Genomic DNA, 15,490 nt, shown 5'->3' with positions numbered 1-15,490 from the left:
AAATTGTAAAACAGTCTAATGACAAAGGCCTAAGGCCGAAAGCCTGTTACTATAATTGAAATATAAGCGAAGATGAAAGGCTCGTTTAGATTGCATTTATAAGCGCTTTTAGCATTGAGGCTATCTCCAACCCTTCCGATTCTATTCTATTGAGTTGCGCTGTTGTAATCCAATTTCGTCTGTGGAAAAGATTAGCAAGTGTCACCATTTCATATAATGATCCGCGACTATAATAGAGGAATTGCTTAAATTCCTTATCTGTATTTCTACCTTTCCCCTCTGCAATATTTTGTGGAACAGAAGCCGAACAAGATTCGAACTGTTCAATTAATCTAAAATGCTTTCCTGGAGTATTCAACCCTTCAACAAGCTCTATACAATATTCAGCCAAATTCATTGATTTCTGCCAAACCCTAAGCTCTTTAAAATTAAAATGCCGCTCACTCATTAATCAAGTACATTTATATTATTTTAGATTTATGAGTATTTAGCCTTAATCTTTCGGCATTCGGCCTTCTCTATTAGCCTTCGCCCTTCAGCTTTAGACTCCTTTCTTCAGGCATTCGGCATTCGGCTTTTAGCCTTGCGCTTTCCCCTCCACCCACAGCTTCGCCCGGTCAGTCACATCCTGTGCTTAGCAAAAAGGGCAATAAAAAAGAGCAGGGAAATATTCTTCCTTACTCGGCTGCTTTATTATATAAAACTATGCCAGTTTGATAATCTTCTGCCAAAACCGTAAAATTAACTTTACGATTGATCAGGTCGGCTATGCGATTACCCAAACTGTCGAGGTATTCCTCATTCATTGCATTACCTTGAATCACGATATCAATGGTACCGGTGTCCAAACCATTGGCATAATCACCCGTCAAGACTACCTTGCTCACATCTCCCATCCTATCGAGCACCTCCTCCACCAAGGTGTCCAAGCCCAAATACTTACGGATAATATCCTGCAAGGACCCGAATAAGGGATGTTGGGTATTGGCGCTATAGCTGATCCGGTTCTTTTCAGACTCTTTTTGCAGGTAACCTGCTTCGGACAAATTATTCAATTCTTTTCTTATGGCATTGGTAGATTCTCCAAATTCTTCCGCCAAACCACGGAGATGGCTATGGTTGTCTGCATTGATAAAAAACTTTACCAAAAGTCGCAATCTGGTCTTGGAAGTAATTAAAGAATCTAGCATAAAAAGAAAGCTCTCCCGTAATGAGCACCAAAAGTACTCAGTGCTTTCAAAAGCACCAAACTTTTTCTATATTTTTATTAAACTCCGTTTAAAATCGCTAGATGGTAATATTTTCACAGCCTGATTGCAATATTAATAAAAACTGATCTCACCAATAAATGAGCATGATATATAAACAAAAAATTGTTTTTGGAATAATTACCCTTGTCATCCTGAAAGAAGTGAAGGATCTCCGTGCTGATCTAAATCTTTAAATAAGCTGCTCCGCATTTGCAATGCGGACCTTTAAATATTGGGCATTTGTAATGCCATGCTTTTCCAGATTTATAATCTGGAAACAATAATAAAAGAGGATTTAAAATCCTCTTTTATTATTGTTCGACTTTGCAAAAGTCGAATAGGTTTAAACTTTAAACCTTCGGCATCTAGATGAGCCATAAAGCAATAAGCATTCACAAATATTCAAACCCCAATCCCCTACTCCTCAAGCAGTCAAGTCTCTATCCAACATTGACTTGGACCTAGAATTTTATAGGAGTCTCTAAACTCTCTTTTGGAATCTCTCCTTCTCGCCTCCCACTTCCTATTAACTCTATCTGACCCTTGCGATAAAAAATGGATTCAATAGATTTTCTTTATTATACACCAAGCTATCTTTTTCGGGTATTCTACAAACATCCGCTCCGAGAGACAAAAGGATCGCATGTGCAGCTGCCGTATCCCATTCCATGGTTGGAGCAAAGCGGGGATAAATCTGAGCTTTGTTTTCTGCCAATAACATAAACTTTAAGGAGCTACCCATATTGATTACATCTACATCAGGGTAATCTTCTAAAAACGCTTTGGTCTCCTGACTTTGATGGGACAAACTCACCACAATGGTTTTTACTTCTGCCTCCTTATCTAATTCTAATTTAGACGGCATATTCTCCCCTTCTTGCTTCCATGCTCCCTCTATGCTGTTCCCCCAATACATCCATTTTAATACCGGTGCATATAAGACACCAATGATAGGCATCCCCTTATGGATCAAAGCGATATTAACCGTAAACTCTCCATTCCTTTTGACAAACTCTTTAGTTCCATCTAAAGGATCCACCATCCAAAAATATTCCCAAGATTTGCGTTCCTCATATGGAATATCCCTTCCCTCCTCAGACAAAACTGGAATACCTGTTCTTTCGAGCTCTTCCATGATCACTTTATGGGCTGCCTTATCCGCTTTGGTCAAAGGTGAAACGTCGGCTTTATATTCCAATCCAAAATCAGCCGATTGATAGACCTTCATAATCTCCTCTCCAGCAGCCTTGGCTGCCCTGACGGCTATTTGCGTGAGCTGTTTTATATTTATATTCATCATTTAAATTCCTTTATTTCAATAAATCCATCTCAGAAATTGGATACTCACTTTCATTAAAATTAATTCATCCTGTAATTTGAATAATTTTAAATTGTAAAAAACAATTTTGTCACTCTGAGCCTTGCGAAGAGTCTATTTGAAAAATCACATATATACTAGTAATCTTTTCCTCACAACCATCGAAACGACCTCTACGACTTATCCGCCAAGATGAATCAGGATAATGTAGATATAAGAGAGAGTTCCGATTGCTGAGCCCCCCGAAGTATCGAGAATTAATATTCGTCATCTTATAGCAAACCTAATCAGTGAAGGCAGAGAATCTCTTTGCTTTTCCAGATTTATAATCTGGAAATAATAATAAAGAGGATTTTAAATCCTCTTTTATTTCTCATTCGACTTTACAAAAGTCGAATAGCAATATCCCTTTAGACATTAGACTTTCGGCATTCTGCTTTAAGCCTCATTTAATTCACTAAATCAGGATTTTCTTTCTCCAACTTCTCAAATACTTTTTTCACGTCCTGCGCCTTTTCTTTCTGCAATACTAAAATAGCATCCTTGGTTTGGATAAACATGGTATCTTTCATTCCTACAAACTCTGTATGTATTTCCGTACCGATGACCATATTGCCATTCTCATCAGATTGATAACCATGATTGACCAAATACTCAAAAACCGATTCGAATGAGCCCATATCTGACCATGCAAATTCTGAAGGAACCACTTTAATTTTGGTAGAACGCTCCATCACGGCAAAATCAACTGATGTAGAGGGGATTTTTAATGATTTTTCGTAGTCCAAGAAAACATCTTTGGCACTTTCAATTACAATCTTGGAATTTTTCAACACCTTGGGTTCAAACCTTCCTAGTTCTTCCAGAAATATTCCAGCCTTAAAACAAAACATCCCAGAGTTCCATAGAAAATTTCCTTTTTTCAAAAACCTTTCTGCCGTATCCAAATTGGGTTTTTCCCTAAAACTTTTCACTTCCTCACCCTCAGATTCAATATATCCATAGCCGGTTTCAGGATGGTCTGGTTTTAACCCGAATGTAACAATATAATCCTCTTGGGCTAATTCAATTGCTCGTTTCACACTAGTGGAATATTCTTTTCCTGTATCAATTAAATGATCGGAAGGAGTTACAAAAAGAATATCTTCAGCATCTGAGGACAATGCAGCAAAAGCAATCGCTGCAGCAGTATTTCTTCGACAAGCTTCAACAATTTCTATATAATTTGTTATAGATAGACCTTCCAAATCTTTTCTTGATAACATATAGTTATTTTTATTACCAACGACCATCAATTCCTCACAAAAAGCTTGGTTCCTTTGTACAGTTTTTTGGAATAAAGTATTGCCCTCAAAAATCGGCAAATATTGCTTAGGGCAACTCTTTCTTGAAAGTGGCCATAATCTACTTCCAACACCTCCCGATAATACTACATTAATAATCTTCATATTTCCAAAAAGTTATTTTTACAAAAAGCATTAAACATCTATTCTTGCTTTAATATTATTCCAATACCAATCACAAGCATTGGACAATCCTTGCTCCAAATTATATAAAGGCTGATAGCCTAAAACTTCTCTAGCCTTCTTTATGGATGCTAGAGAATGGGGAATATCTCCTTTTCTCTTAGGTCCATAAACAATTTCAACACTAGCAATTTCTGGATCAAAGGAGGACAAATTAGCTTTCAAATTGTTTACCAAATTATTCAGGTTTTCCCTTTCTCCAAAGGCTACATTGAATACCTCTGAAATTCCCTTAGTTCCCTTAAAATGACGACCAATTGAACTATAATAAGCAGAAAGCCTTTCTACCAATTGCTCTCTTGGTACTTCAGCTGCCAAAATATTGGCCTGAATAACATTATCGATATAGGTAAAATCCCTTGAATTAGTCCCATCTCCATTGATTTTTGGAGACTCATGTTGGATCAACAAACTTAAAAACTTGGGAATTGCCGCAGCATACCCACCATTTGGATCTTGTCGTCTCCCAAAAACATTGAAATACCTTAATCCGATTGTTTCTATTCCATAGGTATCAGTAAAGTTTGTGGCAAATAATTCATCTACATATTTAGTAATGGCGTAGGGTGACAAAGCATTGCCAATCTTATGTTCTACTTTGGGCAAATCAGGATGATCACCATAAGTCGACGAACTAGCCGCATAAATAAATCTCCTTATTCCAGCCTCATAAGATGCAAACAGCATTTTAACAAAACCACCGATATTCACATCTGTACTGGTCATCGGATCAGCGATGGATCTTGGGATGGACCCCAAAGCTGCCTGATGAAAGACTAAATCACAACCTTTTACTGCCTCTTGGCAATCCTCATAGTTTCTGATATCCCCTTCTATCAGTGTAAATTGCTTAGACTTTAAGGCTTCAACCAAATTCTCTCTTTTCCCGGTAGAAAAATTATCCAAACAAACTACCTCATTACCCTGTAGCAATAATTCATCTACTAGGTTGGAACCTATAAATCCCGCTCCTCCAGTAACTAATATCTTTTTCCCTGAAATTCTCGGTTGAGAACTAATATCCATTTTCTATATTCTATATTTAAATACAAATGTATTTTAAAACACCTTTCTATCTGCAACTTTATGCTTGCATTAAGAAATACGAAATATCCAACCCAATCCATTTTTTTTGCCTTTGGAGCATTCGGTTTTAGAACAGATGTTCCTGCTCCCACAATTTGTTCCGCTAGACGGTAATGCTTCTAATTACTGAGCTCAAAGTAGATATCCAGTATTTTCTCACTGAAAGCAAAAGTTTTCTCAACAATTACATTTTTTCCAGCCCTAATATTTACCCATTCCTCATTAATAATTCATAATTCTACATTGAGTTCTCTTCTTTCCTTAACTGCCCTACTTCAAGCTTCTCTAATGAATAGGAATCAAATTTCATAAAACTAGCTTTTAGAAACAACAGTTAAACAACTCGACACTTCAACAGTTCCTCAATTCAACAACCCCACAATTCGACAATTCACCAGTCCACGATTCGACTTCTTAAACCCCAATACCATAATGAGTAAACCCTAACTCCTTAAGGTATTTGCGGTCATATATATTCCTGCCGTCAAAGACCACTTTATTATTCAGCAACTTGCCCAAAGCACTCCAACTTGGAATTCTAAATTGGGACCATTCTGTCACCAATAACAAAGCATCAGCATCCACACAAGCCTCATAAGAATCTTTGCAATAGGTGACCTTATCTCCAATATACACCTCTTTGGCTTCTTCCATCGCAATTGGGTCAAAGGCCTTCACCTTTGCGCCAGCAGCCCTCAACTCATCAATAATAACCAAAGCTGGCGCCTCACGCATATCATCAGTATTTGGTTTAAAACTCAAGCCCCACATGGCAAAGGTTTTTCCGCTTAGATCATCACCAAAATGCTGCTTGACTTTCTTTACCAAAACATGCTTTTGATCTTCATTTACATCCTCCACTGCCTGCAAAACTCTCAAATCATAACCATACTGTTTGGCTGTCCTGACAATGGCCTTCACGTCTTTTGGAAAACAACTTCCTCCATAGCCAACGCCGGGATAAATAAATTTATTACCAATCCTTGGATCAGAACCAATTCCAGCTCTAACCATATTGGCATCGGCACCCACCAACTCGCAAAGATTGGCTATATCATTCATAAAACTGATCTTGGTGGCCAACATGGCATTGGCTGTATATTTGGTCATCTCTGCAGAGGGAATGTCCATATAGATTATCCTATCACCACTCAACTGAAATGGTTTATACAACCTTCTCATAATCTCTTCTGCCCTTTCATCCTCTACCCCGATAATGATCCTATCAGGCTTCAAAAAGTCCTCAACAGCTGCGCCCTCCTTTAAAAATTCTGGATTGGAAGCAACAGCAAATGGCAAAGAACTGCCTCTTTGATCCAAAGCATCCTGAATGGCTTTTTGCACCTTACAGCCTGTAGTGACTGGCACAGTACTTTTTGTCGCCACCACTATATAGTCAGACATGGTCTTACCTATTTCATCAGCAACAGCCAGCACGTATTTCAAATCCGCTGATCCATCTTCCCCCGGAGGGGTCCCAACTGCAATAAAAGCAACATCTGATCCCTGAATGGCCTCTCCAAGATTGGTGGAAAATTTCAAACGCCCACCTTCATAGTTCCGCACAACGATTTCTTCCAATCCAGGCTCATAAATGGGCATTATCCCATTTTTCAGTTTATCAATTTTCTTCTGATCAATATCTACACATACAACTTCAATCCCAACATCAGCAAAACAAGCCCCGGAGACAAGGCCTACATAACCGGTTCCTACTACAGTAATCTTCATATTTAACAGTTCAAATTAGAAATTAAAAATAGCATTTATTAATTGCATAATCACCGAAATCAAAAGTCATATACAAAATTAAAACCTGAATTGAGCAATAGGACTCGTTATAGCCTGTCCCGACCACTGTCGGGAAGAGCTGAAAACACAAGAAAATCAGGCTGTTTGGAGACTGAGGCATAGCACCGCTATGTCGATGTCGAAAACAGAAGCAAAGCGACTGATTTTAAAGTGGTTTCGGTTCGTAATAGAAATCCTATTGCTTATTTCGGGTTAATGCAATGCAAACCTTAAAATAAAGATTCTCAATCAATTTACCGTCAACAAAGTTTCAATTATATACCAACTCATTAATTATGTTAATCAACATAATCCTTTCGGGTATTAATACCATCATTAAATATCCGATCTGAATTTTCAGCTACCTAAATCCATAAGAAACAATCATAAACAGCCCTGAAGGGGCTGAAAGATATTAACCCCGGGTTCATCCCGGGGTCAGGAACACCTTAGTTGAGCGCTTTAGCCGCAAAGCATGCCAATTGAGCCCATTAATTCCCGCTAAAGCACAAGACTCTCTAGACAGCCTATATCTAAAAAAGATAATAAATTGGTTAATTCCTTTCAACGATAAATCATAAAGCGCCTAAAAATGTTTGTCGATACAACCTATTATTATGTATTTTTGTGTTTTTAAAATGCGACAATATGGATTCGGAAAAGAATTGGTTTGTGATGTACACGGCCCCAAGAGCTGAAAAAAAAGTAGCTAAAAGGCTGGAAGAAAACAATATTGAAGTATACCTTCCTATTATAGAAGAAATTAGGCAATGGAGTGACCGTAAGAAAAAAGTCCAACGTCCTCTTTTTAATGGCTATATTTTTGTAAAAATCGAACAGAACAAACTCTGGGAGGCCTTGCAAGTTCAGGGAGCGGTAAAATTTGTTAATTTTTCAGGTACCCATGCTAGGGTGAGGGAAGAAGAAATCGAGGCTATCAAAAGGATAGTAAATACTGGTGTAGCCGTGGAAGTGGACAGCTCTGAAATTCAAGAGGGGGAAAAAGTCAAAATCTTGGGAGGACCTCTTCAAGGATTTGAAGGGGAATGTATCCAAAAAGGAAACCAAGATTACTTTATAATACGAGTACCTAGTATTCACCAAACAGTGATGGTCAATGTACCAAGGAAATTCCTGGAAGTAATTGGATAATTATTAATTGAAATAATAAGTCTTCTTCTTTTCAAACAACTTTCTAAATCGATTGCCAGTCAAGGCACTGAAACCTCCTATCAAAAATCCAATAAGGCCAGTAAGCGCCATCACCACCCCTCTTCCGCCAAGTTGCATGATTTCTCCCATCATATCCGGTAAAGGAGAGCCTGTGCCAAGACTGATCCATACACTCTGTCCAAACCAAGCCAGCCCTACACCAAGTGCGGCCGAGAAAAATGTAAGTGTGCCATCTCCTCCAAATACTGCCCCCAATATTGCCCAGACTACCATCATCAGCCAATATCCTAATAGGTGGCTCAAAACCATTGTTACAAAAGCAAATGCTATTAAGTATATTACTAACTTCATATTATTAATTTTTAGGAATCAATCTAGTAGAAAACAATAAACCTTCAGCTTGATTTTCCTCTCTCAACCCAAAATCAAGATACTTTCCTTCTGCCCAAAGTGGAATCATATTATCATAAAATTTACTCCCTGGATTTCCCGACTGTCCTCCAGGGTAAACACCAAAAGCTTTTATCTCATCAGCTAGCTCAACCACCATTCTCCAACTGGCACCATGTCTACTGCTCGTGGCATTAATGATACTTTTCCCTCCTCCAGTTTTGATATTTGTTTTACTAAATGCTGTAAAATTGGGCACCAAATGCAATATACTGGTCCCCTTATATCGGTACCAATTCAAATCCTGGTCTTCTTCCCTCAGTTCATTCCATTCCTCCACTGTCTCATAGAAAGTACTTTCAATATGGTCATTGGCAGTTTCAATTCTAGCTCTTGTTGAAGCAATATCAAAAATGGTATCATTAGGCATATCTACTAAAAATTTGACTGTACGGTAATTATCCGGTAAAACTATGGTGCCTTTGAATTTTAAAAGTTTATCCCAAACACTGTTTCTAAGTTTTTCCCACCAAATATCAAATAGCACTGGTGCAGTTTTTTCGGGATCAGCATAAAAATCCCAACGGGATAAAGTATCTATTATCTCCTTAGCCGGACTTTCAAAGACCTGACTAGTGTCTGCTGTCAAATAGTTCAGCATAACTGGAAGCACCTCGGCAGCATGCAAATTATAATCGTCAAACTGTAGCTTCTTTATATCCTCTACAGAGACATTTTGCATTCCCATCAATCTGGAGTTAATCCTTCTGTTTCTATATTCCTCAAAGCTATTGTCAAATATATAGTAGGGATAATCCGGCCCTACCGAATACTGGTTTGCAGAACTCACAAAACCTCTATTAGGGTTTAAAGTTGCAGGGTTTTGCTCATTCGGAATATAACCTTTCCATTCATATCTTGGATCATTACCATCCATAAGGTATTTCCCCTGCTCTGGCCATTTCAATGGAAACTTACCCTGAACCTTCATAGCAATATCTCCCTCCTTACTTGCAAAAACAAAATTCTGGGCTGGTGAAGTAAAACTATCCAGTGCCTGAATATAATCATTATGGTTCTTTGCTCTATTTAAGCCCAAAAAAGTTCTTTGCTCATTCGATCCATCCAATGCGGTCCATTTTAGGGCAAAATTCACTTTTTGATTATTGGGCATGAAACTGTGGTCATATACTACAGGGCCATAGTGGGTATAAACCACCGTATCCACAAAGGCAGAGTCACCCTGCACAGCTATCTCTTCGATTCTATGAGTGCTTTGAATCCACTGATCATTATAGCGGTATTCCAGTCTATTTTCATCTTTAAACTCTATAGAATACCAATCCCTCACATCCCTGGTCGCATTAGTCACCCCCCAAGCAATTGCTTCATTGAATCCGCTTATTATCCCCAACGCCCCTGGCAAAGAGGCTCCCTTTACTTTGAATTCTGGGGTCCTTAGTTGAAGTGCAAACCAAAGACTAGGCAAATTCAATCCCAAATGCGGATCATTGGCCAAAATTGGATTTCCACTCTGGGTCTTAGCTCCTGAAACTGCCCAATTGTTGGAACCAATGCCTGGCTCAGGATCTGGAATTGGGTCTTTTAAAATGGAAAAATCAGGATACTCTAAGCCTTCTGGCCTAAGAACTTCAAGGGGAGTGAATGCCCACTTTTTGTCCATCTCTATCACAGGATCATTGTCTTCTGGATAGTCTGGAAAAAGCTTGTCCATCCCTGCTTTTCCTAGTGCCTTTCTAAGGTTGGTATACTCTATATCCTTATCACCTACAAGCATATCTGCCATATACTTCAGCAATAAAACAGTTTTGTATGGAGTCCAGGCTTCTGGACGGTAGTCAAGAATTTTATATTCTACGGGTAGTTCACCCAAATCCATCTGATCGATATACTGGTTCACGCCAGATGCATAGGCCTGTATCAAGTTTAGCGTCTGGGGATCATTGGCCTTTATATATTCCAACCCTGCTTCAGCACCATATACTAAGCCTTTTCTTCTTTGCATACGGTCAAACTCCAAGGCCACTGGCCCCACTATTTCCGAAATACGGCCTGCTGCTGCCCTTGTCTGAAACTCCATTTGCCAAAGTCTGTGCTTTGCGGTAACATAGCCTTGTGCCATCATTAGGTCATGCTCATTTTCAGCAAAAATATGGGGAATAAGATTTTCGTCGTAATTAATTGTCACCGCTCCATTCAAGCCTTTAAGTTTTACACTCTTATCAACCTTCTCATCTTCGCTGTAAGAATTTTGCCAAAAACCATGATACGGGTCCAATAGATAGCCCAGAGGAGGAACGGGACCTAGCTTTATAGAAAGACCTACCGCTAACACCAAAGTAAAAATAAACACTATTAAAAAGCCAAAATACTTCATAGTTTGTATCACTAATTGAGATTCGATTTGATCCTAACCCAATGATTGGTATTACCATTAATAAATTAAGTCTTCAGAACTTCACGTGTAGTATTTAAGGGACAAATACTTAACGAAATCCCTCATTATTGGCCTTTGGAGTATTCGGTTTTGAGACAGTTGATGGAGGGGTTAAGAAAATGAGTTAGCTCGTGAAGTATACGAGCGAGATCCACTCATTTTTAGGCTCCAGCAATTGGCACAAAATCAAATTGAGGCAAATAAATCTTAGTTGAAATCAAAACTCACACAATTTGAAGAATGCTCCATAGCCTAGATTTTTTGCCTACTTTTTCATCAATGGAAAAAGTAGGAAAGATCAATAAGGGAAAACAATATTGAATTATAGTAATATTCCACATTACAAATTATTAGGTTTTAATATATCACTAACAATTCTAATATAATCTTCTTTTTTGCAGTATTCCATCAAATCAGCTGATAAAATTGAAATATTAGCGCATTAAAAAAGCCCTAAGTCCATGACTTAAGGCTTGAAATCTAATTTCCATATTTTCATTTTATCTCAATTGGTAATAATAATTTCTCCCATCTTACTACTAATCCAGGTTCTTCTACTGTAATTTTTAACTGCTCCTGGTTTTCTTCAAGCCACTGTGGACTAACCTGCACCCGCAAAATATCTTTTTCCTCTTTGTATTGATAATGGCCATGTTCCAAATTCCACTCTGAATTGAAAATCACCGTCCAATCCCCTTCTTTTTGTGGTATGGTAAACAAAGAATATTTTCCCGCGGCCAATGGCTGTCCCTCCACTACTACATCTTCAGGAAGTTCAATATATGTAGCTTCATTTGCTCCAGTTCTCCAAACTTCTCCATATGCTTCCAAATCCCCCCAAATCACTCGGCCTTTGACAGATGGAGCACCATATTGAATACTTATCTTTTTATCCCCTATCATGCCTTCATCCTTTTTCAAAGGACTTGCCCTTTCTTCCTCTTCCATTGCCATTTCCTCTACGCCATCAAGACCATCCGACTCTTTATTATCCTCCTTAGCTCCACAACTGACCAAAAAGACACTAACCAATGCAAACAGCGTTAAAAATAAAGTATTAGACTTTTTCATATATTAGTTATCGTTGATTTTAAACGAATTTAAACATTTTTTCAAATTCTTATCCTAATCCCAAAAAGATTTCACTTTGCCCAAATAATTAATATACTCTCTCTCATCAACAAAATTTCAAAAAGTCTTTGTTCAAAACAGCCTCCCCAATTGAACAAACCGAAAAAAACTTGCACCAAAATTGCTTATACATGCGCTAAAATGTTTGTTATTCCCTTAATCATCTCCTATTTTCGCTAACATTTACGTGTCTTTACGCTATGCGCTATCTGGTATTTCTGTTTTTTTCAGTATCTATCATTCTCTTTTTCGGAGTCAATATTTCACCTGAAGTGTTGCCTTATGCAGGGCTTGTACCTGTATTGATCCCTTTAGTCCTTCTACTGAATATTATCCTTCTGGTGATATTGGTCTTGAGCAAGAAAAAAACATTTATTCTACCGCTCATTGCTATTTTACTTGGTTGGAAGTTTTTTGGCGTCACTTTTCAAATGAATGAAAAAAACGAATCTGGTGAAGGGATTACTGTTATGAGCTATAATGCCCACATGTTCACTTATGAAAAGTACAAAGCCAATGATCCAAAGGCTACCTCAAACATATATAACTGGATCAGAGAGCAGGATGTTGATATCATGGGCTTCCAGGAATTCTTCCAAGATCATACAACTCCAGCCAGAAATGCACTTAAAATGATCAGTAATGAGGGGAAATACCACTATTCCACCCAATCTGTGGACGGAAGGACTGGAAAAAGGTTTTTTGGTCTCGCCATATTCTCCAAATATCCCATCATTAATGAGGGAAAAATATTCGATAATAAAAGAAATAACGGGGCGATGTTTGTTGACCTCAAAATAGACAAAGATACTATCCGGGTTTACAATGTTCATTTGGAATCAATGAGCATACCTGCTGATCAACTGGACAATATTGATGGTATAAAGGAAAATTACAAAGAAACCTGGAGGAGACTCAATAAGGGGATGGTCAGCAGGGCCTCCCAAGTCAATGTTTTGAAAGAGCATATCAGTCTAAGTCCTTACCCTGTTATTTTAATGGGAGATTTTAATGATGTCCCCTATAGTTATACCTATTTTACCCTTAGATCCATTTTAGAAAATTCTTTCGAATCTGTAGGGAGAGGGTTTGGTTTCACCTTTAACAGGGTTTTATTTTTTCTCAGAATCGATAACATCTTTTATTCTAAATCACTCACCCCAATACAATTCAACACGCTACAGGAAGTTGATTATTCAGACCACTACCCTATTAAAGCGACCTTCAGTAGGGTGCCCCTAATCAACCCAAACACCAGCGAAATCACTGAATAATCCCTTGAACGGATCAACATACTCCCTTTCTTAAAGCTTTGATAAGCGGTTTAGGTCTTTCCTAGTTTTTATTTTACTTTTGGAAAAATTTATAACTATGAGATTATTTTTGTTAACTGCTTTGGTAGGAAGCTGCTGCCTTTCCTTATTGGAGGCAAATGCCCAAACCAGCCGATGGCAACAAGCCGTAAAATATGAAATGGACGTCGAAATGGACGTCGAAAAAAACCAGTACGAGGGACAGCAAAACCTTGAATACACTAATAATTCACCCGACACCCTTCATAAGGTTTTCTATCACCTATACTATAATGCATTCCAGCCCAATTCCATGATGGACATTAGATCCAGAACCATCGAAGATCCTGATGGAAGGGTAAAAGATAGAATTTCTAAACTAAGTCCAGACGAGATAGGCTACCTAAAGGTCAATTCTCTAAAAATGGATGGCAAAAAATTGGATTTTGAACATGTAGGTACCATTCTGGAAGTAAAACTTGATGAGCCTATCCTCCCAAATACCACCGTAAACTTTGAAATGGATTTCAAAGGACAAGTGCCTTTACAAATCAGAAGATCAGGCAGGGACAATAAAGAAGGTGTCCGCTATTCCATGTCCCAGTGGTATCCTAAAATGGCCAATTACGATGACCAAGGTTGGCATGCCAACCCATATATTGGGAGAGAGTTTTATGGAATATGGGGTGACTTTGATGTTAAAATCACCATCGACAAATCTTACATACTTGGTGGAACAGGTTATTTGCAAAATCCAGATGAAATTGGTTATGGCTATGAGGATAAAGGTCAAAAAGTAAAGCAGCCTAGAGGAAAAAATCTAACATGGCATTTCAAAGCCCCACAAGTTCACGACTTCATGTGGGCAGCAGATCCTAAATTCACCCACGACAAAATTCTGACGGATAATGGAATTACCATTCACCATTTATATATCAAAAATGGAAAAACAGCTGAGAATTGGGAAAAACTAAAGGAATACACACCAAAGTCCATGGAATACCTTAGTGAGCACTTTGGCCAGTATCCTTATCAGCAGTTTTCAGTGATCCAAGGTGGTGATGGTGGCATGGAATATCCTATGTCCACTTTAATTACTGGTGAAAGAACCTTACCTAGCTTGGTAGGCGTAATGATTCACGAAATGGCCCACAGTTGGTTTCAAGGAGTATTGGGTTCCAATGAAGCGCTTTATCCATGGATGGATGAAGGTTTCACTACTTTTGCCACCAATGAGACCATGGCCAATATTTTCTCAGAAACTCCTTCTGAATTCCCTCAAAGAGGTTCTTATGCTGGTTATGAAAGATTGGCCAAATCAGGAAAAGAAGAACCTATGACCACCCATGCGGATCATTACCACAGCAATTATGCATATGGATCTGCCGCCTATTCCAAAGGAGCCGTATTCCTGGTCCAATTGGGTTATATCATCGGTGAGGAGAATCGTGATAAAGGCATGCTGAACTATTTTAATCAGTGGAAATTTAAGCACCCAAAGACAAATGATGTCGTTCGGGTAATGGAAAAACAAAGCGGACTCGAACTGGACTGGTATAAAGAGTACTGGGTAAACAGCACAAAAACCATCGATTATGCGATTACCTCAGTGGAAGAGGCTGGAAAGAATACCCAAATTACTCTTCAAAGAAATGGTTTAATGCCAATGCCTGTTGACTTGGTAATCACTTATCAAAATGGTTCTCAGGAAATGGTTTACCTACCTTTGGTCATCCAAAGGGGAAGCAAGCCCGAAGAAGCGGGAATGCCAAAAAGAATCAAAACTCAAAGATGGCCATGGACCAATATCACTACGGAAGTGGTCCTTGAAAAAGACATTAGCGATATCAAAAGTATAGAGATTGACCCGAGCCAAAGGATGGCAGACATCAATCGGGAAAACAATAAATTCATTATCGAAAATTCGACGGAAGAAATACAATGAAAAAATGGGGCTGTCTCATTTGTCTGTTTATTGTGTCATTCTGACATAAGGAAGAATCTCAAAAATTGATTTACAGCAAAAGTAAATCTTGAGATTTCTCCTAAAGTCGAATTGGCAAAATTTGAGACAG

General features: G+C 38.4%; 12 protein-coding genes. 3 read left to right on the top strand and 9 right to left on the bottom strand.

Annotation, left to right across the window (positions count from 1 at the left end):
* Positions 1–85 precede the first annotated feature (85 nt).
* From KMW37_RS11305 to KMW37_RS11280, 6 genes are all read right to left on the bottom strand, one after another.
* On the bottom strand, positions 86–448 hold the full coding sequence (locus tag KMW37_RS11305; RefSeq protein WP_215224729.1) for a four helix bundle protein: 363 nt from the start codon (positions 446–448) through the stop codon (positions 86–88).
* 229 nt (positions 449–677) lie between these two features.
* The gene (locus KMW37_RS11300; RefSeq protein ID WP_215224728.1) at positions 678–1,190 is read right to left on the bottom strand and encodes a helix-turn-helix domain-containing protein; all 513 of its coding nucleotides are present in this window, start codon (positions 1,188–1,190) and stop codon (positions 678–680) included.
* 592 nt (positions 1,191–1,782) lie between these two features.
* The gene (gene cysQ / locus KMW37_RS11295) at positions 1,783–2,550 is read right to left on the bottom strand and encodes a 3'(2'),5'-bisphosphate nucleotidase CysQ (RefSeq protein WP_317195566.1); all 768 of its coding nucleotides are present in this window, start codon (positions 2,548–2,550) and stop codon (positions 1,783–1,785) included.
* 467 nt (positions 2,551–3,017) lie between these two features.
* Positions 3,018–4,016, bottom strand: coding sequence for a mannose-1-phosphate guanylyltransferase (locus KMW37_RS11290; protein WP_215224727.1), 999 nt, complete (start codon positions 4,014–4,016; stop codon positions 3,018–3,020).
* Positions 4,017–4,046: 30 nt separating this feature from the next.
* Positions 4,047–5,120: an SDR family NAD(P)-dependent oxidoreductase gene (locus tag KMW37_RS11285; protein WP_215224726.1), complete on the bottom strand. Its 1,074-nt coding sequence runs from the start codon at positions 5,118–5,120 to the stop codon at positions 4,047–4,049.
* A 474-nt stretch (positions 5,121–5,594) separates the two neighbouring features.
* Positions 5,595–6,911: a UDP-glucose dehydrogenase family protein gene (locus KMW37_RS11280; protein WP_215224725.1), complete on the bottom strand. Its 1,317-nt coding sequence runs from the start codon at positions 6,909–6,911 to the stop codon at positions 5,595–5,597.
* 708 nt (positions 6,912–7,619) lie between these two features.
* Between KMW37_RS11280 and KMW37_RS11275 the strand changes: the two genes are divergently transcribed.
* Positions 7,620–8,123: a UpxY family transcription antiterminator gene (locus KMW37_RS11275; protein ID WP_215224724.1), complete on the top strand. Its 504-nt coding sequence runs from the start codon at positions 7,620–7,622 to the stop codon at positions 8,121–8,123.
* Between the two features lie 3 nt (positions 8,124–8,126).
* Here the strand turns inward: KMW37_RS11275 and KMW37_RS11270 are convergent, their stop codons facing one another.
* The 3 genes from KMW37_RS11270 to KMW37_RS11260 form a co-directional block, all read right to left on the bottom strand.
* Positions 8,127–8,495: a hypothetical protein gene (locus KMW37_RS11270; protein WP_215224723.1), complete on the bottom strand. Its 369-nt coding sequence runs from the start codon at positions 8,493–8,495 to the stop codon at positions 8,127–8,129.
* Between the two features lie 4 nt (positions 8,496–8,499).
* A complete protein-coding gene (locus tag KMW37_RS11265) occupies positions 8,500–10,932 on the bottom strand; it encodes a penicillin acylase family protein (RefSeq protein WP_215224722.1) in 2,433 nt (810 codons plus the stop codon).
* A 555-nt stretch (positions 10,933–11,487) separates the two neighbouring features.
* Complete coding sequence (locus KMW37_RS11260; RefSeq protein WP_215224721.1) at positions 11,488–12,063, bottom strand: DUF2911 domain-containing protein; 576 nt, start codon at positions 12,061–12,063, stop codon at positions 11,488–11,490.
* Between the two features lie 260 nt (positions 12,064–12,323).
* Between KMW37_RS11260 and KMW37_RS11255 the strand changes: the two genes are divergently transcribed.
* Both KMW37_RS11255 and KMW37_RS11250 read left to right on the top strand, forming a co-directional pair.
* A complete protein-coding gene (locus KMW37_RS11255; RefSeq protein ID WP_215224720.1) occupies positions 12,324–13,397 on the top strand; it encodes an endonuclease/exonuclease/phosphatase family protein in 1,074 nt (357 codons plus the stop codon).
* Between the two features lie 97 nt (positions 13,398–13,494).
* The gene (locus KMW37_RS11250; RefSeq protein WP_215224719.1) at positions 13,495–15,360 is read left to right on the top strand and encodes a M1 family metallopeptidase; all 1,866 of its coding nucleotides are present in this window, start codon (positions 13,495–13,497) and stop codon (positions 15,358–15,360) included.
* Positions 15,361–15,490 lie beyond the last annotated feature (130 nt).

The organism is Echinicola shivajiensis (assembly GCF_018642165.1).
Lineage (GTDB): Bacteria > Bacteroidota > Bacteroidia > Cytophagales > Cyclobacteriaceae > Echinicola > Echinicola shivajiensis.
The sequence above is the reverse complement of the archived record's forward strand: the minus strand, read 5'-3'. Positions and strand labels throughout refer to the sequence as shown.